29 protein-coding genes, 1 tRNA gene and 1 pseudogene are annotated in these 26,422 nt (G+C 36.6%); 21 read left to right on the top strand and 10 right to left on the bottom strand.

Annotated features, from left to right (window positions below; genetic code table 11):
• The first annotated feature begins 1 nt into the window (after position 1).
• The 5 genes from BGI23_RS25035 to BGI23_RS25015 all read left to right on the top strand — a co-directional run bounded on the left by BGI23_RS25035 (position 2) and on the right by BGI23_RS25015 (position 3,631).
• On the top strand, positions 2-460 hold the full coding sequence (locus BGI23_RS25035) for an NUDIX hydrolase (protein WP_001190080.1): 459 nt from the start codon (positions 2-4) through the stop codon (positions 458-460).
• Positions 461-480: 20 nt separating this feature from the next.
• A complete protein-coding gene (gene rapZ, locus BGI23_RS25030) occupies positions 481-1,362 on the top strand; it encodes an RNase adapter RapZ (RefSeq protein WP_000138457.1) in 882 nt (293 codons plus the stop codon).
• Positions 1,363-1,365: 3 nt separating this feature from the next.
• Positions 1,366-2,319: a gluconeogenesis factor YvcK family protein gene (locus tag BGI23_RS25025; protein ID WP_000712175.1), complete on the top strand. Its 954-nt coding sequence runs from the start codon at positions 1,366-1,368 to the stop codon at positions 2,317-2,319.
• Between the two features lie 89 nt (positions 2,320-2,408).
• The gene (gene whiA / locus BGI23_RS25020; RefSeq protein WP_000006561.1) at positions 2,409-3,359 is read left to right on the top strand and encodes a DNA-binding protein WhiA; all 951 of its coding nucleotides are present in this window, start codon (positions 2,409-2,411) and stop codon (positions 3,357-3,359) included.
• Positions 3,360-3,382: 23 nt separating this feature from the next.
• Entirely contained in the window at positions 3,383-3,631 is a 249-nt protein-coding gene (locus BGI23_RS25015) for an HPr family phosphocarrier protein (RefSeq protein ID WP_000250307.1), read from the top strand.
• A 502-nt stretch (positions 3,632-4,133) separates the two neighbouring features.
• On the opposite strand, the gene clpP is transcribed toward BGI23_RS25015, so the two are convergent.
• From clpP to BGI23_RS24975, 8 genes are all read right to left on the bottom strand, one after another.
• Positions 4,134-4,715: an ATP-dependent Clp endopeptidase proteolytic subunit ClpP gene (gene clpP, locus BGI23_RS25010; RefSeq protein WP_001049162.1), complete on the bottom strand. Its 582-nt coding sequence runs from the start codon at positions 4,713-4,715 to the stop codon at positions 4,134-4,136.
• 241 nt (positions 4,716-4,956) lie between these two features.
• Entirely contained in the window at positions 4,957-5,826 is an 870-nt protein-coding gene (locus BGI23_RS25005; RefSeq protein WP_000018910.1) for a DUF421 domain-containing protein, read from the bottom strand.
• A gap of 20 nt (positions 5,827-5,846) precedes the next feature.
• The gene (locus tag BGI23_RS25000; protein WP_000215900.1) at positions 5,847-6,053 is read right to left on the bottom strand and encodes a DUF1657 domain-containing protein; all 207 of its coding nucleotides are present in this window, start codon (positions 6,051-6,053) and stop codon (positions 5,847-5,849) included.
• A 9-nt stretch (positions 6,054-6,062) separates the two neighbouring features.
• Complete coding sequence (gene spoVAE / locus BGI23_RS24995; RefSeq protein WP_000575919.1) at positions 6,063-6,413, bottom strand: stage V sporulation protein AE; 351 nt, start codon at positions 6,411-6,413, stop codon at positions 6,063-6,065.
• Complete coding sequence (gene spoVAD / locus BGI23_RS24990; RefSeq protein ID WP_000938952.1) at positions 6,410-7,426, bottom strand: stage V sporulation protein AD; 1,017 nt, start codon at positions 7,424-7,426, stop codon at positions 6,410-6,412. The genes spoVAE and spoVAD overlap by 4 nt, the downstream gene beginning before the upstream one ends.
• Positions 7,427-7,903 (bottom strand): stage V sporulation protein AC, encoded by a 477-nt coding sequence (gene spoVAC / locus BGI23_RS24985; protein ID WP_000095407.1) that lies wholly within the window; start codon positions 7,901-7,903, stop codon positions 7,427-7,429.
• A gap of 29 nt (positions 7,904-7,932) precedes the next feature.
• A complete protein-coding gene (locus BGI23_RS24980) occupies positions 7,933-8,418 on the bottom strand; it encodes a YhcN/YlaJ family sporulation lipoprotein (protein WP_001228544.1) in 486 nt (161 codons plus the stop codon).
• A 93-nt stretch (positions 8,419-8,511) separates the two neighbouring features.
• Entirely contained in the window at positions 8,512-8,718 is a 207-nt protein-coding gene (locus BGI23_RS24975; protein WP_000216166.1) for a DUF1657 domain-containing protein, read from the bottom strand.
• A 205-nt stretch (positions 8,719-8,923) separates the two neighbouring features.
• On the opposite strand from BGI23_RS24975, the gene BGI23_RS24970 reads away from it, so the two are divergent.
• The 9 genes from BGI23_RS24970 (at position 8,924) to BGI23_RS28820 (ending at position 18,043) form a co-directional block, all read left to right on the top strand.
• Positions 8,924-8,999 (top strand) — tRNA-Arg (locus BGI23_RS24970).
• Positions 9,000-9,228: 229 nt separating this feature from the next.
• On the top strand, positions 9,229-10,209 hold the full coding sequence (locus BGI23_RS24965) for a tyrosine-type recombinase/integrase (RefSeq protein ID WP_070807159.1): 981 nt from the start codon (positions 9,229-9,231) through the stop codon (positions 10,207-10,209).
• Positions 10,210-10,974: 765 nt separating this feature from the next.
• Positions 10,975-11,277, top strand: coding sequence for a hypothetical protein (locus BGI23_RS24960; protein WP_070807158.1), 303 nt, complete (start codon positions 10,975-10,977; stop codon positions 11,275-11,277).
• 2,366 nt (positions 11,278-13,643) lie between these two features.
• Complete coding sequence (locus BGI23_RS24955) at positions 13,644-13,910, top strand: helix-turn-helix domain-containing protein (RefSeq protein ID WP_070807157.1); 267 nt, start codon at positions 13,644-13,646, stop codon at positions 13,908-13,910.
• A complete protein-coding gene (locus BGI23_RS24950) occupies positions 13,910-14,299 on the top strand; it encodes a phBC6A51 family helix-turn-helix protein (RefSeq protein WP_070807156.1) in 390 nt (129 codons plus the stop codon). Before BGI23_RS24955 ends, BGI23_RS24950 begins: the two co-directional genes overlap by 1 nt.
• Before the next feature lie 8 nt (positions 14,300-14,307).
• Complete coding sequence (locus tag BGI23_RS24945) at positions 14,308-14,913, top strand: hypothetical protein (RefSeq protein WP_070807155.1); 606 nt, start codon at positions 14,308-14,310, stop codon at positions 14,911-14,913.
• A gap of 18 nt (positions 14,914-14,931) precedes the next feature.
• A complete protein-coding gene (locus BGI23_RS24940) occupies positions 14,932-15,291 on the top strand; it encodes a hypothetical protein (protein WP_070807154.1) in 360 nt (119 codons plus the stop codon).
• A 1,429-nt stretch (positions 15,292-16,720) separates the two neighbouring features.
• On the top strand, positions 16,721-17,203 hold the full coding sequence (locus BGI23_RS24935) for a hypothetical protein (protein WP_070807153.1): 483 nt from the start codon (positions 16,721-16,723) through the stop codon (positions 17,201-17,203).
• 513 nt (positions 17,204-17,716) lie between these two features.
• Complete coding sequence (locus BGI23_RS28820; protein ID WP_255369067.1) at positions 17,717-18,043, top strand: hypothetical protein; 327 nt, start codon at positions 17,717-17,719, stop codon at positions 18,041-18,043.
• A gap of 293 nt (positions 18,044-18,336) precedes the next feature.
• On the opposite strand, the gene BGI23_RS24925 is transcribed toward BGI23_RS28820, so the two are convergent.
• Both BGI23_RS24925 and BGI23_RS24920 read right to left on the bottom strand, forming a co-directional pair.
• Positions 18,337-18,570 carry a DUF2790 domain-containing protein gene (locus BGI23_RS24925; RefSeq protein ID WP_070807152.1) on the bottom strand — a complete coding sequence of 78 codons (234 nt, stop codon included), beginning with the start codon at positions 18,568-18,570 and terminating at the stop codon, positions 18,337-18,339.
• The gene (locus tag BGI23_RS24920) at positions 18,570-19,664 is read right to left on the bottom strand and encodes a Rap family tetratricopeptide repeat protein (protein ID WP_070807151.1); all 1,095 of its coding nucleotides are present in this window, start codon (positions 19,662-19,664) and stop codon (positions 18,570-18,572) included. Before BGI23_RS24920 ends, BGI23_RS24925 begins: the two co-directional genes overlap by 1 nt.
• Positions 19,665-19,885: 221 nt before the next feature.
• Here BGI23_RS24920 and BGI23_RS27990 point away from each other — a divergent pair.
• The 7 genes and pseudogenes from BGI23_RS27990 (at position 19,886) to gap (ending at position 26,338) form a co-directional block, all read left to right on the top strand.
• Positions 19,886-21,157: pseudogene (locus BGI23_RS27990) on the top strand (WXG100 family type VII secretion target).
• A gap of 42 nt (positions 21,158-21,199) precedes the next feature.
• The gene (locus tag BGI23_RS24905; RefSeq protein WP_000708200.1) at positions 21,200-21,772 is read left to right on the top strand and encodes an imm11 family protein; all 573 of its coding nucleotides are present in this window, start codon (positions 21,200-21,202) and stop codon (positions 21,770-21,772) included.
• Positions 21,773-21,805: 33 nt separating this feature from the next.
• Positions 21,806-22,081, top strand: coding sequence for a hypothetical protein (locus BGI23_RS24900; RefSeq protein WP_041184157.1), 276 nt, complete (start codon positions 21,806-21,808; stop codon positions 22,079-22,081).
• Between the two features lie 499 nt (positions 22,082-22,580).
• On the top strand, positions 22,581-23,888 hold the full coding sequence (gene rpoN / locus BGI23_RS24895) for an RNA polymerase factor sigma-54 (protein ID WP_000647947.1): 1,308 nt from the start codon (positions 22,581-22,583) through the stop codon (positions 23,886-23,888).
• A gap of 9 nt (positions 23,889-23,897) precedes the next feature.
• Positions 23,898-24,143, top strand: a complete 246-nt coding sequence (locus BGI23_RS24890; protein WP_000869738.1) for a glutaredoxin family protein — start codon at positions 23,898-23,900, stop codon at positions 24,141-24,143.
• Between the two features lie 135 nt (positions 24,144-24,278).
• Complete coding sequence (gene cggR, locus BGI23_RS24885; RefSeq protein ID WP_001258187.1) at positions 24,279-25,307, top strand: gapA transcriptional regulator CggR; 1,029 nt, start codon at positions 24,279-24,281, stop codon at positions 25,305-25,307.
• A 26-nt stretch (positions 25,308-25,333) separates the two neighbouring features.
• The gene (gene gap / locus BGI23_RS24880; protein WP_000161231.1) at positions 25,334-26,338 is read left to right on the top strand and encodes a type I glyceraldehyde-3-phosphate dehydrogenase; all 1,005 of its coding nucleotides are present in this window, start codon (positions 25,334-25,336) and stop codon (positions 26,336-26,338) included.
• Positions 26,339-26,422: the final 84 nt, after the last annotated feature.

The raw sequence follows: 26,422 nt of genomic DNA, 5'->3' as shown, positions 1-26,422 counted from the left end.
CATGCAAAGAGTGACAAACTGTGTGTTAATTAGAGATAATGAAGTACTCTTACTCCAAAAACCTCGCCGGAATTGGTGGGTTGCACCAGGCGGGAAAATGGAGCGTGGTGAGACTGTAAGGGATTCCGTTGTTCGCGAGTATCGTGAAGAAACAGGTATTTATTTAAAGAACCCAGCGTTAAAGGGGGTCTTCACCTTTGTCATCCAAGAAGGTGATAAAGTTGTTTCTGAATGGATGATGTTCTCCTTTTTAGCGACAGATTTTGCAGGAGAAAACAAACTAGAGAGCGAAGAAGGCATCATTGGTTGGCATACATTTGATAAAATTGATGATTTAGCAATGGCACCAGGAGATTATCACATTATTGATTATTTAATTAAAGGAAATGGAATAATCTACGGTACATTTGTATATACCCCAGATTTTGAGTTGCTTTCATATCGATTAGATCCGAGTTAAACCGTCAAGGAGAGGATACGATGACAGAGAATAATGATATAAAAATGGTAATTATTACAGGAATGTCTGGAGCTGGAAAGACAGTAGCTTTACAAAGTTTTGAAGATTTAGGATATTTCTGTGTGGATAATTTACCACCGATGTTATTGCCAAAGTTTATTGAGCTTATGGCGGATTCAAAAGGAAAAATGAATAAAGTAGCACTTGGTATTGATTTACGTGGCCGAGAGTTTTTCGAACATTTATGGGAAGCGCTTGATGATTTATCAGAACGTACATGGATTATTCCTCATATTTTATTCTTAGATGCGAAAGATAGCACACTTGTAACTCGTTATAAAGAAACGAGACGCTCGCATCCACTTGCACCAACTGGTCTGCCGTTAAAGGGAATCGAAGCAGAGCGTAATTTATTAACAGATATGAAGGCACGCGCGAATATTGTGCTTGATACATCTGATTTAAAACCGAAAGAATTACGTGAAAAAATTGTTCACCTATTTTCAACTGAAACTGAGCAAGCATTTCGTGTAAATGTTATGTCATTTGGATTTAAGTACGGTATTCCAATTGATGCAGATTTAGTATTTGATGTTCGTTTTTTACCAAATCCATATTACATTCCACATATGAAGCCATTAACAGGACTAGATGAAGAAGTTTCATCGTATGTGCTGAAATTTAATGAGACGCATAAGTTTTTAGAAAAGTTGACGGATCTGATTACTTTCATGCTGCCTCATTATAAAAGAGAAGGCAAAAGTCAACTTGTAATTGCAATTGGATGTACAGGTGGACAGCATCGTTCTGTTACGCTTACAGAATACCTTGGGAAACATTTGAAACCAGAGTATAGTGTTCATGTATCTCATCGTGATGTGGAGAAGAGAAAGGGCCATTAAGGGATGAAAAAAGAGAGAAAGCCTAAAATTGTCATTATGGGAGGCGGAACTGGACTCTCTGTTTTATTAAGAGGATTAAAGCAATATCCTGTTGATATTACAGCAGTTGTTACAATCGCTGATGATGGTGGCAGTTCAGGTAGATTACGTGATGAGCTAGAAATTCCACCTCCAGGTGACATTCGTAACGTACTTGTTGCGTTATCAGATGTAGAGCCACTGGTGGAAGCTTTATTTCAGCATCGTTTCACAACGGGAGATGGGCTGAAAGGTCATGCGTTAGGAAATTTATTATTGGCAGGTATGACCTCGATTACAGGAGACTTCTTCCATGCTATTACAGAAACGAGTAAAGTTTTAAATGTTAGAGGACGTGTATTGCCAGCAGCGAATCAAAGTGCAGTACTACATGCGGAACTAGAAGACGGAGAAATTGTAACAGGTGAATCAAAGATTCCTTATTTCGGAAAGAAAATTAACCGTGTCTTTTTAACTCCAGAAGATGTAGAGCCGTTACATGAAACGTTGACTGAAATTAAACGAGCTGATTTACTTGTTTTCGGTCCAGGAAGTTTGTATACGAGTATATTACCGAATTTAGTTGTTAACAAAATTGGGGACGCTGTTCTTGCTGCAAAAGCAAAGAAGGTATATGTGTGTAATGTTATGACGCAAGCTGGTGAAACGATGGGATATACTGCGTTTGACCATGTGCAGGCGTTACATGATCATTTAGGTGAACCATTTATCGATACTGCAATTGTAAATAACCGTGATATTCCTTGTGAATTACGTCAGTTATATGAGGAAGAAATGTCGGCGCCAGTTGTAGTAGATGAAGAGCGTTTTACTGAAAATAATATTAATGTGATTCAAGATCAATTAGCGAAGTATGATGACCGTGTTGTAAGACACGATACATTAAAACTAGCTTCTATTTTATATTCACTGTTGTAGATGTGCGTTGCCTCGTTTGAGGTAACGCTCCTCATTTCATATAGGACAAGATTTTTGTTCCACAATAATCGTATAAGGAGGTGTTGACTGTGTCATTTGCATCAGAAACAAAGAAAGAGTTGACGAATCTGGAGATGAAGGAATGCTGTGAGAAAGCAGAATTATCAGCGTTACTTCGAATGAACGGATCGCTTTCTTTTTCAAATCGTCGTCTATCAATCGATATTCAAACGGAAAATGCGGCAATTGCAAGAAGGATTTATACGCTTTTGAAAAAAGGATATGACGTGACGGTAGAATTACTTGTTCGTAAAAAAATGCGATTGAAGAAAAACAATGTATATATCGTAAGGCTTGTTGAGAAGTCACGCGAAATATTAGCTGATCTTCATATCGTTCGAGATGACTTTTCATTTATTCGAAATATATCACAAGAATTAATTGAGAAGAAATGTTGTAAACGATCGTATTTACGCGGTGCATTTTTAGCAGGTGGTTCAGTAAATAACCCAGAAACATCATCTTATCATTTAGAGATCTTTTCGTTATATAAGGAACATAATGATGCTATATGTGAACTGATGAACGGATTTGATTTAAATAGTAAGACGTTGGAAAGAAGAAAAGGGTACATTACGTATTTGAAAGAAGCAGAAAAGATTACAGAGTTTTTAAATATTATAGGTGCTCATAATGCACTTTTAAGATTTGAAGACATTCGAATCGTACGTGATATGCGTAATTCTGTAAATCGCTTAGTGAACTGCGAAACAGCTAATTTAAATAAAACAATTGGTGCAGCGCTAAGGCAGATTGAAAATATCCGTTATATTGATGAGACGGTTGGTCTTGATATATTGCCGGATAAACTACGAGAAATTGCGCAATTACGAAGAGATTATCAAGATGTAACATTGAAAGAGTTAGGTGAGATGGTATCCGGGGGGAAAATTAGTAAATCGGGTATTAATCATCGTTTGCGTAAAATTGATGATATTGCAGAGAAATTACGCGCGGGGGAAACGGTAGCAAAAAAATAAGAGGTTAAAGGGGAAATGGAGCTGTGGTTCAAAAAAGAGTTCAGGTTTCATTAAAAAACGGTTTACAAGCACGTCCGGCTGCGTTGTTTGTACAAGAGGCCAATCGCTTTCATGCAGATATCTTCATCGAGAAAGATGGGAAGACAGTAAATGCAAAGAGCATAATGGGGATTATGAGCTTAGCAATTGGAACTGGTAGCATGATAACAATTACAACAGAAGGTTCAGATGCAGAAGAGGCTTTAGAAGCATTAGCTGCATATGTACAATAAGAAGCTATCGCGCATGTGCGATAGCTTTTTTGTTGTTTGGGGCTTGTTGGTGGGGGTATGTGGGGTGTGCGTTCTTGTCGAGAATTGTCGGTAAGTCGATAAGTTGTGTCGAAACGTCGATATACTAAAATAATCGCCGATATAATTGGAGTTACGGTCGATATATTTGAAAAATCGCCGATATATTTCGGTTGATACTAGGTGGGGTATACGGGCGGAGAACAGCATATAAAAAAAGCGCCCTGTTATAGGGCGCTTCCGCTTTTAATCTATCCAGCTCCAGCGGTTGTTTCGCTTTTACATTCGAGGCAAAAAGCGCCTCGGAATCAGGGGCTCCATCGCCCTGCGATTCTAAACGAGCCGCTTTCGCTTTTAGTTATATCCAGCTCCAGCGGCTAGAATGGTCGGTGGCTTCGCTTCTTCCGTCGAGGTAAAAAGCACCTCTTTGTCAGAAGCTCCATCCTCCTCCCATTCTGAACGAGCCGCCTCCGCTTTAAATCTATTAACGATTTGTAAAGATCTTATCGATTAAACCGTATTCTAAAGCTTTTTCTGCTGTCATGAAGTTGTCGCGGTCTGTGTCGCGTTGTAGCACTTCAAGTGGTTGACCTGTGCGGTCAGCAAGAATTTGGTTTAGTTTTTCACGTAAGAATAGGATACGTTTAGCAGCGATTTCGATTTCAGTCGCTTGACCTTGTGCACCACCAAGTGGTTGGTGAATCATTACTTCACTGTTTGGAAGTGCATAACGTTTTCCTTTTTCACCTGCTGCAAGTAAGAATGCACCCATAGATGCAGCCATACCGATACAGATTGTTGATACTTGCGGTTTAATAAACTGCATTGTATCGTAAATTGCCATACCTGCTGTGATAGAACCACCAGGGCTGTTGATGTAGATGTGAATATCTTTTTCTGGATCTTGAGATTCCAAGAATAAAAGCTGGGAAACGATTGAGTTAGCTACGTTGTCATCAATTGCGCTACCAAGCATAATGATGCGGTCTTTTAATAGTCGAGAGTAAATATCGTAAGCGCGTTCTCCACGATTTGTTTGTTCAATTACTGTAGGAATTAAATTCATCTGTTATTTCCTCCTTATAAAGCTTTCTTAGTCTTATAATACAATTATGGTCAATAAAGGTCAAACGAAACCACTTTAAATCAAAAAAATATGTAGTTGTACCATGAAATATTCGCTATGTTTTTAAAATTCCCTGCTTATGTATCTTCAACATCATAACCGAATTACATAAATTTAAACGTTATAAAAACTGTAGAAAAAAAGAAAAGAACGCCTTTTGACTGAAGCGTTCTTTCGATATCTATTCTTTTAAAAGATAGGTTACTTTATTTAAAATCTTTTCGATTTGTTTCGCGTTTTTACTATACATTTCGCTTGCTGATTTCGACTTTGTTTCTAAGGAAAATAGTTCAAGATCAGCATGACATTTTTTTAATGATGCTAATAATAAAGGTTTGTTTTGAGGAGAAGGCATTTGTAGTTTGTCATTATAAATGTCGATAGTCAGTTGTCCGTATGAATCAACTTGACCGAGAAAGACATTTTCGATAACAACACCGAGCTTTTCTAGTTCAGCATGTAGCCAAGCGCGGTTATGTCCACTTGCGGATAGCGGTTCATCTAAGACATTGCCATCCATAATAACAGTTTGTGGTTCTTTTTCGTTCGGCACTTTTAAACCGATGTCTTTTGCTGTGAGTGGTTGGCGATCTTTCTTTAGTAATACATTTAATTCTCCGCTCGGTTCTAGTACAGCAAATTCAACATCAGCTACGCTGAAAGCATCTTTTCCACGGAGAAGTTCCAGTAATTCGTCACTTGTATATTTTTCTTTCTTTAAGTTATCTTCGAGTATCTTTCCATCTTTTATTAATACGGTAGATTTCCCTTCAAAGAAGTCCCGAGCTGTTTTGTTCTTCAAAGAAAGGATTCCTGTTAAAAAAGGTACCACAGCGAAAATGAGTATTGCAAAGACGCCGTGAAAAAATTTTGAATCGAGCCCTGTAGATACTTGGGCAGCGATGTCACCGATTGTCATTCCGGCTATGTATTCAAAAAAGGAGAGCTGAGAGATTTGTCTTTTCCCTAACCATTTCGTAATAGCGAATAAAATAATTAATATGAATACAGAGCGAAGAATGACAAGTGTCCATTCCGGCAGGTGAGACATAGTCATTTCCTCCAGTCTACTTAAAACCCTTTATATTGAGGTTCTTCACGTTCTAATACTGAAACTCTATTTTGTAAATCAGCGATGATGCTGTCCATTTCTAACATACATTCATGAAATACACGTTTTGATTCTGCGTCCTGTGAATGTAGTGAAAGGGAGCTTAAACTTGCTTGAGCGCCCCTTACACTAGCAAGGCAGGTTTTGACGCTAGCGATAACTGTCATACGAACACCTTATCCTTTCGGTTTGAATAGCAATGCTCCGATGAAGCCGAAAATAATAGCTGCGGATACACCGGCGCTTGTTACTTTAAACATGCCCGTAATAACGCCAACGATGCCATGTTTTGCAGCTTCTTCCATTGCGCCGTGAACGAGGGCATTACCAAAGCTTGTAATAGGTACGGTTGCCCCAGCTCCAGCGAAGTCAATTAATGGTTCATACAAATTGAATCCATCTAATATAGCTCCAGCAACAACGAGTGTTGCCATTGTATGAGCGGGTGTTAGTTTGCCGACATCAAACATAAGTTGGCCGATTACACATATGAGTCCGCCAATGACGAAAGCCCAGAAAAAAATCATTGCGTTGCACCTCCGAATTCAATTGAAACGGCGTGAGCGATGCACGGAATCGTTTCTTCTTGTTGGAATGTAAGTGGAGATAGTAAAGCGCCTGTCGCAACGACAAGTATTTTTTTGAACTCTCCTCTTTTCATTCTGTTTAATAAATGACCGTACACGACTGTTGCGGAACATCCTGGTCCACTAGCACCAGCTATGACAGGTTGCCCTTCTCTATAAATGAGTAGCCCGCAATCTTGAAACTGTTCGCTCGTTACTTTCGTTCCATGTTTATGTAGTAAGTCATAAGCAATTTCGCGTCCTACATGGCCAAGATCGCCTGTTACGATTAAATCGTAGTAAGAGGCGTCAATTTGGCGTTCGCGTAGGTGTGCCTCAATTGTATCGACGGCAGCTGGAGCCATTGCGCCTCCCATATTAAACGGATCCGTTAATCCCATATCAACTACTTTTCCGATTGTTGCGGACGTTACCCTAGGACCGTGTCCAGTATCACTTAAAATAGCGGCCCCTGCTCCAGTTACTGTCCACTGCGCGGTAGGTGGCTTTTGTCCACCATATTCGGTAGGGTAGCGGAACTGTTTTTCTACAGCGGTGTTATGACTTGATGCCCCGGTTAATAAATATTTTGCGCCTTTTGCATTTACGATACTTGCTCCAAGTGCTAAACCTTCCATAGAAGTAGAACAAGCACCGAATAATCCGAGATAAGGAGTGCCCAGTGTACGGCAAGCAAAGCTTGTAGGGGTAATTTGATTAATTAAATCTCCTGCGAGTACAAATTGAATATCATCTTTACGAAGTTCTGCTTTTTCAGTGGCGCGGCTACAAGCTTCTTCGAACAAAATTTTATGTGCTTTTTCATAGGAATCTTGTCCGAGCCATAAATCTTCATGAAGGATATCGAAGTCTTCTGGGATTTTCCCTTTTGCTTCAAACGGTCCGCCAACGACTCCAGTTGAAATGATAACTGGTTTGTTTTCAAATACCCACGTTCGGTGTCCTTGTAACATTTATAGGCCTCCCCATTGAACGAGAATCGTTTTAATAAGTGCGATGACGAAAGCTGAAAATACACCAAATAAAATAACGGAGCCGGCTAATTTGAACATGTTACCGCCAACGCCAAGGACAAACCCTTCCGTCCGGTGTTCGATACATGCGGCGACAACAGAGTTACCAAATCCAGTGACAGGTACAGCTGTCCCAGCACCTGCAAATTGACCGAGACGATCATATACGCCGAACCCAGTTAGTAACATCGAGATGAAAATAAGAGTTGCTACTGTTGGATTCCCTGCTGAGCGCTCAGTGAAATCGAAATACGTAATATAAAAAGTAGAAATAAGTTGCCCAATTAGGCAAATGAAACCACCAACGAAAAAGGCTTTTATACAGTTTTTTAAGACAGGACGCTTCGGTTCGCGTTCTTGTTCGAATTTTTTATACTCCTGTTGTACAGGGGTTAAGTTTTTATCTTTACTAGACATTGCAATCCTTCCTTTTCTTTTAAAAAGCGTTAAGTGTTAGACTCCATTTTTTTACCAATGAATTTTAATTGTTTATTAATTTCATCTTTAGATACTTCTTTTTCCTTAATTTTTCTTTCGAGTTTTTCGAGTAACATAAAGATTTTTTTATCTGTACTGACACGAACATCGAAAGTAGGGTGTTCATCACTTAGTTGCTTTTGAAGCTTTTTACGCAGCGGTTTTAATCCAAACCTTTCGTGATGCTCCGGTAGAACTGCTATGTAGAGATCTAAGTTTGAATTCACTGCTGTGCTTTTTATAATTTCATCCATAGCGAGAGCTCTTTTCTTCGCTCCTTGTGATATAGATTGATTAAAGGATTCCGTACTCGTCTTTGTTAACTTTGGGCCTTTTTCTTTCTCCGTTCGTTTCGCTTCTTCTTTCACTTTTTTATCTAAAGGACTATTATCACATCCAGTAAAAGAGCTAAATAGAAGGGCAAATAATGCGGTTATGAGGCCGAGTTTTCGCATAATTATCATTCCATTTCTATTGCAATATGTAATGTGATAGAAAAAGGATGACTGCATATCATCCTTTTTCTATTTCACAGCATGACGAATCCGTTATTGCTGTGAGTATTGTGGTTCTTCTTGTTGGACTTCTTCAACGCGTGGGTTTAAAGAATCGATAATCGTTTGTGTTTGCTGTGCAGCTGTTTGGAAAAGTTGCTTAGCTTGTTGGTTATCCGTATCAAGAGCGAAACCCTCTAAGCTAGCTTGTGCACTTTTTAATCCAGAAACAGTTTGCTTTAATTTTGTAATTACAGTCATTGAATGAAGCCCCCTTTGGAATATCAATTCAAAGATTATAATTTGTGAGTTGGGTTGAATTTATGATTGGAAAATTTAGGGGTGGGTGCTTTGTTAATATACTCATAACTAAGCGGCATAAAGGATTACGGGGATATTTTTATTGATTTAGATGGATTTTATTGCTATTATTATGAGAAGAAAATGAAGTGTTTTCTATTATCATGCGCCCATAGCTCAGTCGGATAGAGCGGTGGTTTCCGGTACCACGTCTGCCGGGGGTTCGAATCCCTCTGGGCGCGTTATATACCGCGAAAGCCTTACTATATCTACATTCCTTTGCGAAACCTTTTGGATAAACGTCATATATTTAGCGTTACTATGACACGTTCTAGTCTAAAACGGAAAGGTTTATGATATTAAGTAAGTGTCACTCAATAACGTTAATAACACGTAGAAAAAATAGTAGTAAGATTAGGGAAACCCCTTGTATGTGATTAGAAATAATCGTGTACAGGGGGTTTTTTCGTTATGAAAAGAGTTAAAAGACGTGCGATTGGAAAGCGTCGTGACATCGATACAGATATCATTCTTTTTAAGCCTTCTATTACGGTTAATAGGGCGTTAGAACGTGTTATGGATATTTATGTGTCAGAAGGATATAGAGAACGTACTATAAGCGATTATAGAATGTTTTGGGCGGAGTTTATTAATGTTATTAATCGTCAACTCATTACCGATGTTACGAAAGACGATATAAGGAAATATGTGAATCATTTATTAAAAATAAGAAAGTTATCGCCTGTAACGGTTAATATTCGTTTGTCTGCTATTAGGGCGATCTTTAATCGTTTAGAAAAAGAAATGGTTATCGAGAATAATCCTGTTATGGGCGTTAGGAAAGTAAAGGTCGATGAACAAAAAATTTATACTTTGACCGACAATCAAATAAAACGTCTATTTGCGATGATTGATAAGACCTCTTATGCGGGATATAGGGATTATGTAGCTATGTTAGTAATGCTTAAATGTGGTTTACGTATTAATGAAATTAATGCCTTAGAAATTGATGACGTTGACTTTGATAACGGTGTTATTTTATTACCGGGTAGAAAAAACAAGAACAGAAAGAGTCGAGTAATTCCGATGTCTAAAAAGGTACAAAATGAATTGGCACAATTAGTAACAGAAACGGGAGAGTATTTTGAAGGACTAGGAACATCTGTATTCGTTAACTCGTTTGGTGACCCTTTGAATCCTGACCATATACGAAAAAGAATGAACTATTACGGGAAGGAAGCAAGTTTAACAAAAGAATGTAGATGTTCACCACATAGTTTACGCCATACTTTTGCCGTTAACTTTTTGAAAAATGGCGGAGATATAAGAACGCTAAGTCTTATTTTGGGTCATAGTGATTTATCAACCACACAAGTATATCTAAGTTATTCAGATACTCACGTAGTTGAACAGTATATGAAGGCTAGTGATAACGATGATTTAGAGGTTTAAAACAAAGGAAAAAGCTACCTAGTGCGAATAGGTAGCCCGAAATTAACATTCAATTAAAAACTAAATAACGGATATTCCGTACATTCAGCACTTGTATTATACCATTTTTGAAAAATGGATAGCAAGGGGCGTAGTTTCTTATTGTCTTTTTTAGAGGATTAGAAGCGTAGGTGTGCGGTAATTCCGAACGTGGAATTTTTGCCTGATACCACGTATATAAAAACTGAAATGGTTTGTCGAAGCCAATGCAGGGGGTACTTAGTATACGCCTAGCACATGAGGAATGTGTAGTTCGTCCGTTGCCTACAAGTAACGTCGTTTGCCTTGTTAACGACCAGTAGGAACGTTATAGGAATCATAAGTCTGTTGATGCCTGTTGAGGGAATAAACCTCCAAAAGAAACGTGACTGGGTGGGTTGTCTTGCATTACGGTGCAGGGTTAGTTATCAGATACCAGTATTCATGGCATTTGTCAGACACAATGAATATAGAAAGATAGCTATGACGAAAGGTCAATATTAACAAAGGTGACATACGGATTCAATACGTGACATACGGCACGTCAGTATCAAATATACTCGTTGTTTCACTGTAAAAAGTGTTTGCAACGGGTATATTGTGTCCAGCCGTTGTCCACCGTTCAGCCGACTGTCAGTTTGAAGACCGTAAGGTCAAGTGATTTTAAAAGATTTTCTACCAACAATAGAAGGGAAAAGGGATTTAAACGATACGTAGAGTAAGAATTATATAGGGAGATGGTGAATTATGAGTAAGAAGAAAAAGGAAACACGAAAAGAGAAGGAAAAGAAGGCTATGAGATTGGCAAGGGAAAAGCAAGAAAGAGGGGAAATGTTAACGGAAGAAGAGTTGAGAGTAATAAAGAAGTCAGATGCTATTGTTAAGGGGATTTTAAAGCAGGATGGTATTTATTCAAAAGCAGAACAACAGGGAATGAAAAGACAAAGTAAAAGATATAACGATAGAGTTTGGAAAGGTTGGAGAGAAACAGATGGAATAACGTATCCTGTAACAGGTTCAGGTGCAAAGTCAGTAGGTAAGAAGAAATAGGGAAAAGAGAAAAAGCGTTTAGCCAATAAGACCAAACGCAAACGGTAGTAAAGAGAAGGGGAGTTACTTTCCCCAAAACTTTAAAAACATTATATCAGAAAATTACGGTATAAGAAATGAAAAAGGACGCTTAGTCTCAGAGGACTAAACGCCAAAATGAATAGATAATCAAAAATAAGTACATAGAGGGGAGAGTGATTCCCCAACTTATCATGAGTATATCATATAATCAGGTTATAAAGAATTAATAATAAAACACAACGATAGTGATCGCGATTAGGTTTGTTAATCTTTAGGGGGGAAGCCCGTAGGGACAACAAACGGTAGTGCGTTAGAAGGTGATTAGCAATACAACTATACGTAAAAACGAAATTAATTGCATCAGAATACGAATGTCGGTGTTATAAAAAAGGGAAGTTAATAAAATATTAGTAAGCTTAGTATATTGAGGAATATGAAGGGAAGAATAGTTTAATGATAGGGGATTTTCTGTATAAACTAGTTTACTACTATTAAGAAGTTCTTATATGTAAGACTTGAAAAAAGGGAAGCATAGACCGTATAATGAACGTAAGACATATAGTATTACCTGAGACATATAGTTTGACTAGTTAAACTGCATAGTTTTATCTTAGACAGTAGATAGTTGTCAGTATTAATTCTCTGTATTGGATAATTAATGTTGACGTAAATGAACAAAGAAAAAACCTCTTAAGTGCTACCAACACGAAAGAGGCTTAATAAAAACAGGTGAGTCTAGAAGAAGAGTCGTAAAACATTGAACATCACAGTAAAGGTCACATTAAATACTAATGACAAAACTGCACACAAAGCTACGATCTTTTCATGTGTTTTCATGCGTTTCATGTTTATCTCACCACCAATCTTATGAAGTTTACCATCTAGTCCATGGTAAACTTTTTTGTCGTTCTATTGTGTCTGATGTTAACAATCAATTTGGATGACCGCTACATTAAATCAGATTAATAGAATTTGTTGCATGTTGTATTGACTCTAGTAAGTAGTTTCTCCATATATTGTATTACGTTTCAAAATACGACACAAGGTATATGTATAAATTCTTTCTTTTTTTAACTCTTACTTTTCGACAAGACAGTCGTTTTTTTTCAATACAATGACTATGAAACAACATTCTAAAACTCATGTCAACAAAGTGCTTTTCAAAAAAGTTGTCAACGAATTTAACCTTATTTTCGAAAGAGTTAATAATATTTTTTGTCTTAAAACGGCAAATGCTGGAGAAGGTTTTTTATTTCTTATCTATAATTGTAGACAAAAAAACTAGCATTTGTACACGTCTATGTTTATTTGTTCCAGATAACTCAAACTTTGAGACGTTTTAATGAAATATATTTGAAGAATGTTAACTGGTGTTCGTTCTAATATGAACGCGATCAAGGACACCAATACCAGTAAAGATTTCTAGAAATCACTTCAGGATATATGGAAACAACCCGTTTTAATTAATAAGCACACGATTTCAGCATATGTGTTTGATAGCTAGTAGCAATAGGGTGGAAATCCTTGATATACCGTTAATCACAAGTTTTAAGCATGACCAGGGGTGTGGGATTATTAAATTATGGTTACTTGAGAATCTGAAAAATGATGAAAAACCTCACAAGAATAACGTGTTTTTTGAATGTAGTTTTAAATGTTGATATAACAACAATGAAAGCGTATAAAAAATTCTTAATATAATTGTAACATTTCTTTTCTTGTTAAAAAGGCTGATAGACGGGACTACTATATAGAGAGAGTTAAACGTTATAAATAAACGAAAATAAATAAACGTTATTAAAAACAAAATGCTTTAGCATTAAGCTTTAGCTTATAATCTTTTCTTTAATGAATAAGTTTGTCTATCTTACGATAAACCGTTATTAAAGATAAAAGATACAATTCGACCTAAAGGTCTCATTGGGGCTATCGCCCTTGTTTGTTAAAAAGAAAAAGATTAATTATCTTATTCCTAACAAACTACTACAAAATAAAATACTAAGAGTTGTCTTTCCGCTTTGTTGCAAATCAGGTAGTCCTCCTTCACCTTTTCCCCTCGCGATCTATTTCGTGGGGGGCTTTTTTTATGCCCAAAATAAATTTCTCAAATAGTATAAAAAATTTATTTTTTCTCTTGTAAAAGTACCGTTTAGTTAACATACATAATAGGGAAAGTTGTATGGGGCTTTTCCCTCCTAATACCAATCATTCCTGATAGTGCTATCGCTATTGGTGTTGAATCTTCCTAAAAATAGACGAACTTGATGTAGGAGTCAGGGGCGTCTTCTTTTTTTATTTAAAAATCAAATTCAGATACAAACATATAAAAATGGGGGTTATGTCACATGGAACAAAAAGAATTGAAAATCTTAGTTGTGTTGAATCCAAAAACAATTGGTATTCTACGAAAAATTAAAGGTGTCACGGCTTCTCAACTTTCTGACAGAATGTTTATCCATCATTCAGCGTTACAGAAATTAGAAAGCGGTTATGCACCAATTACGGACTTAATGAACGTACGCCTGTGGAAAGGCTTGGTGGGGCTTGGTTATTCCGTTGAAGAGATTTATGTAATAAACGAATTTGTAGAATACAAAGGGGGCGGTTGTTGATGAAACAACGTAAATTAACACCACAACAATTAGAACTCTTAACACAAGTATTTGAGAGACAACGTGCGGGTGAAAGCGTTACGGCTATTTCAAAAGAGATGGGACTTGACCGACGCACGATTTATTACTGGCGTCAGCGTCCAGAGTGGATTGAGATGGAGAAAGAGTTACGAAGACGTCTTGTAGAAGATGCGTATGAAAGCGTGATGGAGACACTCGTTAAAAACGCAGTTTCGGGCAAGTCGCCAAAATGGACGGAACTCTATTTGAAATCAACTGGACGACTTAAAGATGTTTCAGAGGTTCAAACGCATCAACAAATCAATATTGTGCAGGACGGCGTAACAGATGATTTACTAGCCGATATTGATGCACTTTTAAAGGGGTAGTAATAATTATGACAACAACTAATAAACCAGTATTAGCACAAGCGGAAAGCGTCGTACAAAAGACGGCAGCGGAACGTAATAAACTACATATCCGTTTGATTCAATTAAACGATGAAATAGCTTACTTAGAAAGCGAAATTGCATCAGGCAACACAAGTCTTCAGGATACGTTAAATCAACGACTAAATGAGAAGGCTACGGTTGAGACGGAATTAAAACAGCTTAATGATGCATTTCTATCTGAATTGAAGTCGATGCGTGATGACTTGCTACGTGAAAGACTTGCGGTTCTGAAATTTGGCAAAGACCGACAGGAAAGCCTTGCAAGTGAGATTAAACGTTTGAAAGTGGATTACCTAAAGAAAGTCATGGCATTAAAGGAACAAGCGGACGGTACGTTTGCAGATGTGAGTTCTTATGATGAAATTATGAAATATATTGGTCAGAATCCAGTAGACGTAACGGCAACAATCGTTTATCCGTATCCAGTAGTTGACGGAGATAACCGTTACCAACCGTATGTTACACCGCAAGAGATCGCTACGGCGAATAACGGTACATTACCTTATCCAACTAAACAATATGAACAAAACTACATGCGAAAAGCATACTAACCAGGAGGAATTACAAATATGAATAACAGATTGTCAGCTATAGAATTATTATCAATTGGTTATAACAAAGGACTTACGTCAGAAGAGAAATCAGTAGCAGTAGAACAATTGGAAGCACGTAAACAACAACAATCAAAAGAAGCGGTACAGGGCGTTGTGAATCCGTTCCTTAACTTATGTCAGGCATATGGTGACAGTACGTCACGACGTGAAGAACGACAACAACAAGAGTTACTTGAAGCAAAATTAACTCGTTTAGCAGAGTTAGAAGCGAAAGCGAAGGCGGCCCAAGAAGAACATGAACGCAAGCAACAACATGAAGAAAAACTAGAACGTTTAGCCCACTTGGAACAAGCCGAATCAGTTGGTTTAATTTAATAGGACATACACACACGGGGAATGACTGCATATAGCGGTTGTTCCTCTCTTTTTTTGTTTATATGAACTTCTTATATATAGCAATAATTCGGGCGTCGCTACGGAGGTGGTAGACACGTTAAAATGGACGTTGCGAATCCGCATAATCCGTGCTAAACACGTAACAGATTTCATTTTGATATTTGTGTAGAGAATCCGAAGAAATCCGCACCATTACTGGATTTGTAGGCAATCTTGAATGGTAGGAATAAAGGAATGTGTGAAAGGAATCGGGAATCCTTTCAAGTCATATTTGCATACAATTGAATGACGTATTCAAAATGACTACCTATAACATTGGTTATGTAAACTAAATGAGGGATAAATGTACTTGTATCAATGGATTCTTATTTACCTATTAGTTTTTCGTTATGCACTATTTTATACATTGGCGTTAAATCAACGTTTTTGAATGGCGAATCCCTAGTTTCTTCGCTACAAAATGAATAAACTGAATGTTCTGTTGGAAATTCTTTTCGTCCAGTTATCCAATACGTAATATTCGGGATATCTATTATTAAAATAAAAGGGGCGGACGTTGTGTCCCCGCAATGTCTTCGTAAGCTGAAGAGGAGGACGCAAGGATTAAAAAGGGATTCGCACAAAGACGGGGCTATCTAAACCAAAGGGCGGTACACTTCAAATGGGGCTAATCATTTAACACCCCGTACATCGTTTGCAATCCCACCATTCCAAAGGGCATGGTGATTACTATGCACGAATACTCCCCGCACGGCAGGACGACTACACTTGTATTCCTCTACTATCTATTGCTATCCAATAACGTGTAAGCAATGCGTTATGGCGTTGGGCTTCGTACCTCAATAGCTATATCCTATCCCGTGTTCCTACCACGTAACCATTACTAACGAATACTATCACATACGTTTGATGTGTATTGATTATATGGAACAACAATAGTTATATACTTATCATTCGTTCATATTAATTTAATAATGTTTTAATTATATTAAACCTTCATTCAAAACCTTTTACTATTTCATTTATTTGAAATGATTTATTTTGAATATCAATCTTCAATCAATGATTTATTTTATTGCATCTTCTACAAGTCGACATTTTCATTGGGATTTTACAAATAAATTATATATGTAGCTTTACTCGAATAACGGAAGGTAGTGTACATGGTGGGGGGACGGGGGCTTAGTTTAGCCTGTAGGGTATGAAAAATATACATATTTCAAATTTCAGCCGAAGGCGGGAATATCCGTCCCCGCGATCTGCAACCGCAAAATACAATTACAACAAGAAAAAACAACGCCTTTGAGAAAATTAATGAAGATTAATTTTAAATTACCTGTCACAAGATGAAAGATTGCGTACGAATAGACCCCGAAAAAACAAAAACATTCGGAGGTAGTAATTCATCATGACAATTCAAAAATTACACAAGGTAGACAGAAAAGAAAGCATCTTTGTATTTCACGGTAAAATATCAAATTGGGTACGTGTGGCACTTGTAGAAGATACAAGTTGGTACTGTTTACAAGATGTTATAGACCTATTAGAAGTGTCGGGGAAGGCGTGTAACATCGCCCCGCATATTTCAGGAGAAAATAAACGCATGTTATCGTTTGGGGCAAGACCTACATATGTAGTCGATTTAAAAGGAATCCATGAAATGACAACTATGTTTGAGATAAACGACGCTTCATTATTAACAGAACTTGTAGAAGGCGTATCAGGTGTGTTTAATACGAGACAAGAATTTGTAAGTATGGAACTAGACAAGGAAACGAGTGTGCCGAAGATTTCGCAGGAAGATGTGTTGGCTTTGGAAGTGCTGAATGCAGAAAATGACGAAGACCGATTGGTTGCGTTGGCAGCGTACAAAGATTTTCTTACTCAATAACGTTGTAATGTAAAAATGACTCGTTAGATTCGAACGTAATTAATCTATCAGGTGAAAATGAGACAATGACAAGGAAGCGTGTACTCGCTATTGTAAAAAGGTACGTAAGCCTTTATAATCGAAAGATACAAGCATACATAACGTTGTATGTTCATGTCTAAAAAGATTATTTCTACATTATATATAAGGAAATACCTTGTTTTTACTGATATTTCACGTGAAAATTAACGGGTGGTTTCCGGTACCACGTCTGCCGGGGGTTCGAATCCCTCTGGGCGCGTTATAAATAGTAAATTTACAATGCCCCTTGTATGTGATTAGAAATAATCGTGTACAGGGGTTTTGTTATGAAAAGAATTAAAAGGCGTGCTGTTGGAAAGAGACGTGATGTTGATCAGATATTATCCTATATAAGCCGTCTATCACTGTTAATAGGGCTTTAGAACGTGTAATGAACATTTATTTAGCTGGAGGGTACAGAGAACGGACTATAAGCGATTATAGAATGTTTGGGTGGAGTTTATTAAGACAATTGACCGCCAGTTAATTATAGATGTTACGAAAGAGGGTATAAGGAAGTATGTGAATCATCTGTTAAAAGAAAGAGAGTTATCACCTGTTAGGGCGATTTTTAACCGTTTGGAAAAAGAAATGGTTATCGAAAATAATCCCGTTATGGGAGTTAGAAAGATAAAGGTAGATGAACAAAAGATATACACATTAACAGACAATCAAATAAAGCAACGATTTGCGATGATCGATAAGACATCCTATGTAGGATATAGAGATTATGTGGCATGGAAGGCAGCTGTTAATTACAGTTGCTTTTTTGTTTATTGAAAGTGAAAGTTAAATCATTGTTTCCTTAAATAGATGTAATATACTTTAATTGTCTTTATTTCATCTTAACTTATATAAGTAAAATACGTAATTTGCTTTATTTGTATTTAATTTTAATGCTTACACTGTATTAGACTTTATTTATAAAGTGCAGTTATGTAGGTGAAATAAAGTGATTTAAAGAAATTTAAAGTAGTTTAAACCTATATAAAGTTAAATAAGCGAAGTATAGAATTATGAAATAACAAAAAAGCCATACAAAATAGTATGACTTTACTTTATTAATTATAAAATTATGCTTGTGGTGCAGATGTGTCACCCTCCGCTTCATTATTTACAATACCAGTATTTCCATGTGCGTAAGATGGAGACCAACCTTCTCCATGTGTATATTCAGGAGAACCACCAGTATGACCGTGACTATATGCTAAGTCAGGTCTTTGTGGTGCAGGTGTGTCACCCTCAGCCATTGCTAAGAAACTAAATGCCGTAACCGATAATAGTAGTACTGTTTTAAGCTTTTTCATTATACTAACGCCCCTTTTTCTTCATATTTTTTTCTTGCTTCATTACTCATGTAAAAATACCTACTTGCCTTCTTTTCGTTTGCTTCCTTATAAAACATAGTTGCTAATATTTCCGTGTATTCTTGTACGCAACGTGTTAAATTTTCTGCTTCGAAGTAGGAAATTCCTTCTAAAACAACACTTTCCAACGTTAGAGAATCAGAACCAGTATTCATTTCCTTCAAGATATTAAAGCGATGTACGTATTCCTTATTTTCTATCTTAGTACAAGCTGCAAGCCCTTTTTCAATGAGTGTATCAACCTTATTGTGTTCACCCAATTTATAATATTCCCTAGCCTGTAAGAATATAGCTTTATAATGGTTTGGAAGATGTTCTGTAACTTCTGATAAGTGACGGATAGCTAATTCAGAAAGACTTTGACTTGCATATAACCAGCCTAAATTATTTCTAATACGTAACAGTAGTTCGGTGTTATTAAGTTCTTTAATAATGTCAATCGCCTTATGTAAATGTTCTTCTGCTTGTTCAAATTGTCTTATCTGTATACATGTTAAGCCTAGGACGTTTTCACATAAAGCAATGTTAATGTTATAACGGTTAGTTTTGCTGAAAAAGTCTTTTGCTTTGTTAGCATATGAAATAGATGGTAGTGGTTTATAAGTTTGGTAATAGAAAGATGCCAACCTATAATTAAATTCTGCTTTTTCTACTTCGGCAGGCACATACATTAAAAGTTTCTCTGCTTTTCCAAAGTATTCATTTGCTTCATTATAGTCTGCAAGAATTGTGCTGTGAATAGCTTTGAAGAAGTGGTAATAATAGGATAAAAAACTACTATCAGGTACATCAAAGGAGTTAATTTCATTAAAGCTATCTTTTGTAATGTTAAGTCCATCGGCTAGTACTTTATATCTAAAGTCTAATAACGAATAGTATAATAATAAATTTTTATCTTCTTTTATGCTGGAAAGCTTATCTTCAACTTCTTGTTTTAAGTTTGTCGCTTGTATATTTTGATGTTGTAGTATAGCTTGATACCAGTCATTAAGTAACTTTGAAATCTGTTCATTCTCCTTCACTGGAACACGCATATAATCCCTTCCTTTTCTGAATAGTATTACATTAAATGATAGCAAGAATAGAATATAATGGAAATTGAATTTCGATATTTCTCAACATTTGTTTGAGAATTATATTTTAAAGGTAAAAGTTCATTAATTCATTTTGTTTAGTAAATTCAAGCATTTAAGGTAGTGAGGGAATTTAACATGGTATAATTTTCGTGTGGAATATTAAGGGTAGGAGAGACTATATGGTTCAAATAAAGGTAACACCTGAACGATTGGAACAATCGGCAAAGCTAGTTCTTGAAACTAAAAATAGATTAGAACAAATACATAAAGATTTATATAACCAAACAGAATACGTAGCTTCAATGTGGAATGGGGCAACGAGTCAAAGGTTTTATCAGATGTTTAATGAAACAAAACCTCAAATGTTTAATGTGTTTCGGCAATTTGATAAGGTTGCAGAAGAACTAATGCACGCTGCTGAAAAATTTCGTAATGTTGATGAACTTTATGAGGGTAATTTATCAGATGAAAAGGTAAAAGAAGGGGCAATGTGCGGCAAACCCTCTGAAAAATCTATGCTTAGAAAAATTTGGGACGGTATATACATTGGTTCTGGGCAAGTTATCGGAGGGATTGTAGAAGGATTTGATTCACTAGACGATACAGTAACAAAAGAAAACATTAAGTATGCTATAGGTCACCCTATAGAGACAATTTCTACTGCTTAGAATACTATTTCGGATTCATTTATGAATGATTTTTGGCATGGTGATGCAGAGAGTCGTACAAAATGGGGAACGAGTATTTTTATGGGGCTTGGATTAGGATTGATTGGTGATAAAGGAATAAGTAAAGTAAATACACTTGCAAAAGGTACCAATCTAACAAAATTCTCAGAAGGTATCTCGTCCGTTTCGAATCAATTACCATTGAAAGAACGATTTGCATTTGCAGGTACTAGTGGCTTTGGTAGCAATCAGATAAAAACTTTTGAAGCTTTACAAGAAGCCCGTGATACATTTATATTTTCTGAAACTGGTGGAAGAAGTAGAGTTAAAGGTGTACAAGAAGTAATAAAAGATTATGCGGATAAAGTTCTTGATAGAGTTGAAGTGAAAAATGAGTATCCTGATTCGTATACAGCATCTAAAATATTACGTGAAGAACTTAAGGATGCAGGGATTGAACCACCCCCATATTCCAATGCAGCACATCACATCGGACCTTGGAATGATAAAAGGGCGGCACTCGTACAAGAATTATTAGAAGAGTTTGGGATACATCCTGATTCTGCTGCTAATGGGGTATTTTTACCATATAAATTGAACGATTATGTAACTACTGAAGCATTACATATAGGTAATCATAGTCCAGAGTATATAAGGGAAGTATACAGAGTATTAAGCGATGTTAAACGCTTTGGGGGTAATCAAGAAGATGCAGTTGCAGCATTGCATAATATAAGAGAAAGGTTGTTGGACGGTAGTTTAAAGCTAAATCAACCTAAATAATCTTACTTGTTTTACTAATGAAATTATAAAGGAGTGGAAGGTATGAAAATTTGGCAATTAAAAAGCTTATTTGATAACTATAAATCTTTTCAACTATTAAATTTGAAAGAAGACCGTAAAAAATATTTTGATGGAAAAATTGATTTGGCAATAAGCCTATCTGATTCGTGGGGAGAAATTCTTGTTGAATGTGTAGAAGGAGATAATCATAGTGATTTTCCAATGTTCTGGGGGGAACTTGGTACACCAATGATTAGTAGAAAAGCAAAAGAAGTATTAGAACCTCTAATTTGCAATAATGTTGAGTTTCTTCCGCTGACTCATGATGTTACAGGTGAAGTTTATTATCTAATAAACGTTTTAAATACAATTGATGCAATTGACTACAATAAAGCAGTTTTTGAAAAACTAAGTACAGGATTAATAATAGGTTTCAAAAAATACGCATTTTTTCCTAATATAGTTGAAGGGCAGATAATATTTAAAACCTACTTAAATCAAAGGTTACACTTCTCTACAGTTTTAGTGTCTGAAGAATTTAGAAATGCAATTTTAGAAAGTGATTTAAAAGGTTTTGAATTTGTAGAGGTATGGGATTCAGAAGCAAACATGTAAAAGATAGTCCTAAAATAACTGATAGTTAACAACATGGACGAAAAAATTTCAGGGATTCTAAGAATGTTAGACAATTATGAGGGAAATGAGAAAGGAATTTTTGAAATGATTCAAGCTGAAGCAATGGTGAAATATAAACAATGTGAAGAAATGATAGATACGATACTGAATAATAAGTCTAGAAGTGAAACAGAAAGACATGAAGCTATAATGAATATGATAGGGTCCGTTTTTACTTGTGGTGCATCTTATGGAACTGTTCAGATTCCAGTAGCAATGATCTCAAAACATCAATTACCTACACATTAATTTGTATTTTAAAACAAAGGTGAAACAATAGAAGAAATGAAATTAATATTGAAAAAAGTACGCAAGCGATTTTATAATCGAAATAGTTTAGCATACATACCGTTGTATGTTCATTTCAAAAATTTTTATTTCTACATTACATGCAAGGTAAAACCTTGATTTTAATGATAATTTTACATAACCGTTACCGTGTGGTTTCCGGTACCACGTCTGCCGGGGGTTCGAATCCCTCTGGGCGCGTCAAAAAGTCCTAACTTACGTTTTGTAGGTTAGGACTTTTTTTATTTCCCTCTTGTTATATCTGATAATAAGATTTACTATTAGTACTTGGTTATAATTTAATTCCGTTATTATTTTCTTTCAATATTATTCAAATTTCGGTTTTAAGTTGTAAATCTCATTAATACATATAAATTAATAACATTTTGGAATGGGTGTCTGTGATAGCATTCTCCTTTTACCAAACTTATTGTACAATAGAAACAAGGGGGAGATTAGTTTGAAGGCAAGTCTTTTACAAGAACAAAGCTTACGTTTGGCAATGACACAAGAGTTAAGGCAAGCGATTACAATGCTCCAGTATAATGTACAAGAATTATCGGAGTTTTTGTATGAGCAATCGTTAGAGAATCCCCTTATTGAGTTAGGTGGTTTTGAGAGGGAGAAGAAAAAGAGCTCTAACAAAAGTAAAAGTACCAGCAAACAAGTCGAGAATCAGATGGAAATCTACAGTGTGGATTCTACAACGATTCAGCAACATTTATTAAATCAAATACAGTATTATAAAATAGAGGAAGAAGAGCGAAAAGTAGCTTCTTTCATTATTATGAACATGGATGGAAATGGGTATTTGCAAGAAACGAATGAAGAGTTAGCAAATCTTCTTTCCGCACCGCTTCATGTAGTCGACCGCTCTGTAGAGCTTGTCCAATCACTCGAGCCAGCAGGGGTAGGGGCGCGTAATATTCAGGAATGTCTAACCTTACAATTGAAGCGCTTACAAAGGCGGAATGGATTGGCAGAAGAGGTTGTAGAAGATCATTTCGCTTATTTCGTGAAGAAAGATTGGAGAAAGCTTGTTCAAGTGTTGAAGTGTAGTAATGAAGAATTACAGGATGCAGTAAATTGTATAACGTCATTACAACCAAAACCAGGTCTTGCGTTTTCTTCTGATAAACCACTTTATATTGTGCCTGATATGGCAGTGAAAAAAGATGGCGATCGTCTCGTTTTACAAATGAATGAGAGAAATATGCCGAGAATTGAAATTCATTCTGAATATAGTGCGCTTCTTAATAATAGTGAAAGTGAAGTAGCATCTTACGTTTCAGAAAAGTATCAGCATGTACAGTGGATTATGCGTAGTTTAAAACAGAGAAAACAAACGCTTTTGCAAGTAATGACCATTATTATGGAAAAACAACGTGATTTCTTCTGGAAAGGTCCGGAGTATTTAAAGCCACTTGCTTTAAAAGAAGTAGCAGAAGAGCTAAGTGTGCATGAATCTACAATTAGTCGTGCAACGCGAAATAAATATGTGCAAACACCACACGGTTTATTTGAGATGAAATCGTTCTTTAGTAATGCCGTTTCGACGACTGAAGATGAAGCGGTTTCTACAAAGCGTGTAAAACAATTTATTCAAACGCTTGTTGAGGCAGAGAATAAGAAAAAGCCACTTTCAGATCAAAAGATTTCAAAATTATTAGAAGAAGAGCATGAAATCGTTATTTCTCGAAGAACAGTGGCGAAGTATAGAGAGCAAATGCACATCCCAGCGTCGTCATTACGAAAAACAATCGGATAGGTGAAGAAGATGAAAGTTGTACTGTATACAAAAAATGATTGTGGCCTTTGCGTGAAGGCGAAACAAGTTTTACAGGAAGTACAATGTGAATATTCTTTTCAAATTGAGGAAATAGATATATATGAAGATAATGACCTTTTAGAAAAATATCACCTAATGATTCCGGTTGTAGAAATAGACGGAAAACAAGTAGAATATGGTAACATTCACAAAGGTGTCATAATAAACTATATAAAGAATGCAGTTAAGAGTTGAATAAGTTTCTATCTCCTGTTACAATAATACACGTAGCAGGGATTATTTTTTTAACCTATGTGGGACACAAAATGTCACTACGGGACGTAAAGTGACCATGAGGGAAAATGAACCGATGTAGTGAGGAGAAAAGATATGCGCTCATGGATTCAGAACACAAAAAAATTATTACCTGATCTGCTACCTGTTATGCAAACGAGAATGCAAATTCTTCAATACATTAGGCTTATGCAGCCGATTGGAAGAAGAAATTTATCAGCAAGTCTCGGTATGACAGAACGAGTATTGCGAAGTGAAGTTCAAGTTTTGAAAGAACAAAACTTAGTTCACGTCGCTTCTTCTGGAATGACTTTGACAGAAGAAGGAACAGCTTTAGTTCTTGCTTTGGAAGACTTTATGAAAGAAATTTCCGGGTTAAAGGTTTTAGAAAAGCAACTTAAGGAAACATTAGACTTGGATGAAGTTTTCGTTGTCCCTGGTGATAGTGATGAATCGCCTTGGGTCAAACTGGAGATGGGCCGTGCTTGTGTGACTTGTATAAAAGACCGTCTGACAGCGAATAATATCGTTGCTGTGGCTGGAGGAACTACGCTAGCTGCTGTTGCGGACATGATGCAGCTTGATTGCAAAGATTTACATATGCTATTTGTCCCAGCACGTGGTGGAATTGGAGAAGGCGTCGAGTTAGAAGCCAATACTATTTGTGCCAAGATGGCGCAAAATACGATGAGTAATTATCGCTTATTGTATGTTCCAGACCATGTTAGCAGCGAAGCATATGCGTCTATTGTGACAGAGCCTTCCGTGAAAGAAGTTCTTGAGTTGATTCGATCTTCCAATATCGTCATTCATGGAATAGGTGATGCGTTAACAATGGCACGTCGCAGAAATACTTCAGAAGCAGATTGGTTAAAGATTCAGGCAAGCGAAGCAGTTGGCGAAGCTTTCGGTTACTACTTTAATGAACAAGGAAATGTTGTTCATAAAGTAAGAACAGTTGGTATGCAACTAGAGGATTTACAAAATGTATCTCACGTTGTTGCAGTCGCTGGAGGTTCTTCAAAGGCAAAGGCAATACAGGCTGTAATTAAACAAGGGCACACTTCAATTCTAATTACAGATGAAGGTGCAGCAAAACAGTTAACAAAGGGTATTACCCTTTAATATAATCCCCCAAGGAGGAAATTCAAATGACTAAAATTGGTATTAATGGATTTGGACGTATCGGACGTAACGTATTCCGCGCAGCTCTTAACAACCCAGAGGTAGAAGTAGTAGCAATCAACGACTTAACAGATGCTAAAACTTTAGCTCACCTTTTAAAATATGACACAGTTCACGGAACTTTAAACGCAGAAGTATCTGCTAACGAAAGCAGCATCGTTGTTAACGGTAAAGAAATTAAAGTTATCGCTGAGCGTGACCCAGCACAATTACCATGGAGCGACTACGGAGTAGAAATCGTAGTAGAATCTACTGGCCGTTTCACTAAAAAAGCAGACGCTGAAAAACACTTAGGTGGATCAGTTAAAAAAGTTATCATCTCAGCTCCAGCTTCTGACGAAGATATCACTGTAGTTATGGGTGTTAACCACGAACAATACGATGCAGCTAGCCACAACGTAGTATCTAACGCTTCTTGTACTACAAACTGCTTAGCTCCATTCGCTAAAGTATTAAACGAAAAATTCGGCGTAAAACGTGGAATGATGACAACAATTCACTCTTACACTAACGACCAACAAATCTTAGACTTACCACACAAAGATTTACGTCGTGCTCGTGCAGCAGCTGAAAACATGATCCCAACATCTACTGGTGCAGCTAAAGCAGTAGCATTAGTATTACCAGAACTTAAAGGTAAATTAAACGGTGGCGCTGTACGTGTTCCAACTGCTAACGTTTCTCTAGTTGACCTAGTTGTTGAACTTGATAAAGAAGTAACAGTTGAAGAAGTAAATGCAGCATTCAAAGCAGCAGCTGAAGGCGAATTAAAAGGTATCCTTGGATACAGCGAAGAGCCATTAGTATCTATCGACTATAACGGATGTACAGCTTCTTCTACAATCGATGCATTATCTACAATGGTAATGGAAGGTAACATGGTTAAAGTACTTTCTTGGTACGATAACGAAACTGGTTACTCTAACCGCGTAGTAGACCTAGCAGCTTACATGACTTCAAAAGGTCTTTAATTCTTAATTATATAAGTTATCAATGACAAAACGAGGGAGAGGGTTTGTTCCCTCTCTCTCTTCTTTCGTTTTAAAAGCAAATGT

This window comes from Bacillus sp. ABP14, from assembly GCF_001831375.1.
Classification (GTDB): Bacteria; Bacillota; Bacilli; order Bacillales; family Bacillaceae_G; genus Bacillus_A; species Bacillus_A paranthracis.
This window is presented reverse-complemented; position numbering and strand designations above follow the sequence as displayed.

Coding starts and splice junctions, on each gene's coding strand:
- BGI23_RS25035 (WP_001190080.1), top strand. CDS start 2: ATGCAAAGAGTGACAAACTGTGTGTTAATTAGAGATAATGAAGTACTC.
- BGI23_RS25000 (WP_000215900.1), bottom strand. CDS start 6,053: ATGACAGTTATCGCTAGCGTCAAAACCTGCCTTGCTAGTGTAAGGGGC.
- clpP (WP_001049162.1), bottom strand. CDS start 4,715: ATGAATTTAATTCCTACAGTAATTGAACAAACAAATCGTGGAGAACGC.
- gap (WP_000161231.1), top strand. CDS start 25,334: ATGACTAAAATTGGTATTAATGGATTTGGACGTATCGGACGTAACGTA.
- spoVAE (WP_000575919.1), bottom strand. CDS start 6,413: ATGATTTTTTTCTGGGCTTTCGTCATTGGCGGACTCATATGTGTAATC.
- BGI23_RS24950 (WP_070807156.1), top strand. CDS start 13,910: ATGAAACAACGTAAATTAACACCACAACAATTAGAACTCTTAACACAA.
- BGI23_RS24935 (WP_070807153.1), top strand. CDS start 16,721: ATGACAATTCAAAAATTACACAAGGTAGACAGAAAAGAAAGCATCTTT.
- BGI23_RS25005 (WP_000018910.1), bottom strand. CDS start 5,826: ATGTCTCACCTGCCGGAATGGACACTTGTCATTCTTCGCTCTGTATTC.
- BGI23_RS24965 (WP_070807159.1), top strand. CDS start 9,229: ATGAAAAGAGTTAAAAGACGTGCGATTGGAAAGCGTCGTGACATCGAT.
- BGI23_RS24900 (WP_041184157.1), top strand. CDS start 21,806: ATGGACGAAAAAATTTCAGGGATTCTAAGAATGTTAGACAATTATGAG.
- BGI23_RS24945 (WP_070807155.1), top strand. CDS start 14,308: ATGACAACAACTAATAAACCAGTATTAGCACAAGCGGAAAGCGTCGTA.
- cggR (WP_001258187.1), top strand. CDS start 24,279: ATGCGCTCATGGATTCAGAACACAAAAAAATTATTACCTGATCTGCTA.
- spoVAC (WP_000095407.1), bottom strand. CDS start 7,903: ATGTCTAGTAAAGATAAAAACTTAACCCCTGTACAACAGGAGTATAAA.
- rapZ (WP_000138457.1), top strand. CDS start 481: ATGACAGAGAATAATGATATAAAAATGGTAATTATTACAGGAATGTCT.
- BGI23_RS24940 (WP_070807154.1), top strand. CDS start 14,932: ATGAATAACAGATTGTCAGCTATAGAATTATTATCAATTGGTTATAAC.
- spoVAD (WP_000938952.1), bottom strand. CDS start 7,426: ATGTTACAAGGACACCGAACGTGGGTATTTGAAAACAAACCAGTTATC.
- BGI23_RS24925 (WP_070807152.1), bottom strand. CDS start 18,570: ATGAAAAAGCTTAAAACAGTACTACTATTATCGGTTACGGCATTTAGT.
- BGI23_RS24960 (WP_070807158.1), top strand. CDS start 10,975: ATGAGTAAGAAGAAAAAGGAAACACGAAAAGAGAAGGAAAAGAAGGCT.
- BGI23_RS24955 (WP_070807157.1), top strand. CDS start 13,644: ATGGAACAAAAAGAATTGAAAATCTTAGTTGTGTTGAATCCAAAAACA.
- BGI23_RS24905 (WP_000708200.1), top strand. CDS start 21,200: ATGAAAATTTGGCAATTAAAAAGCTTATTTGATAACTATAAATCTTTT.
- BGI23_RS25025 (WP_000712175.1), top strand. CDS start 1,366: ATGAAAAAAGAGAGAAAGCCTAAAATTGTCATTATGGGAGGCGGAACT.
- BGI23_RS24920 (WP_070807151.1), bottom strand. CDS start 19,664: ATGCGTGTTCCAGTGAAGGAGAATGAACAGATTTCAAAGTTACTTAAT.
- BGI23_RS24980 (WP_001228544.1), bottom strand. CDS start 8,418: ATGCGAAAACTCGGCCTCATAACCGCATTATTTGCCCTTCTATTTAGC.
- BGI23_RS24975 (WP_000216166.1), bottom strand. CDS start 8,718: ATGACTGTAATTACAAAATTAAAGCAAACTGTTTCTGGATTAAAAAGT.
- BGI23_RS24890 (WP_000869738.1), top strand. CDS start 23,898: ATGAAAGTTGTACTGTATACAAAAAATGATTGTGGCCTTTGCGTGAAG.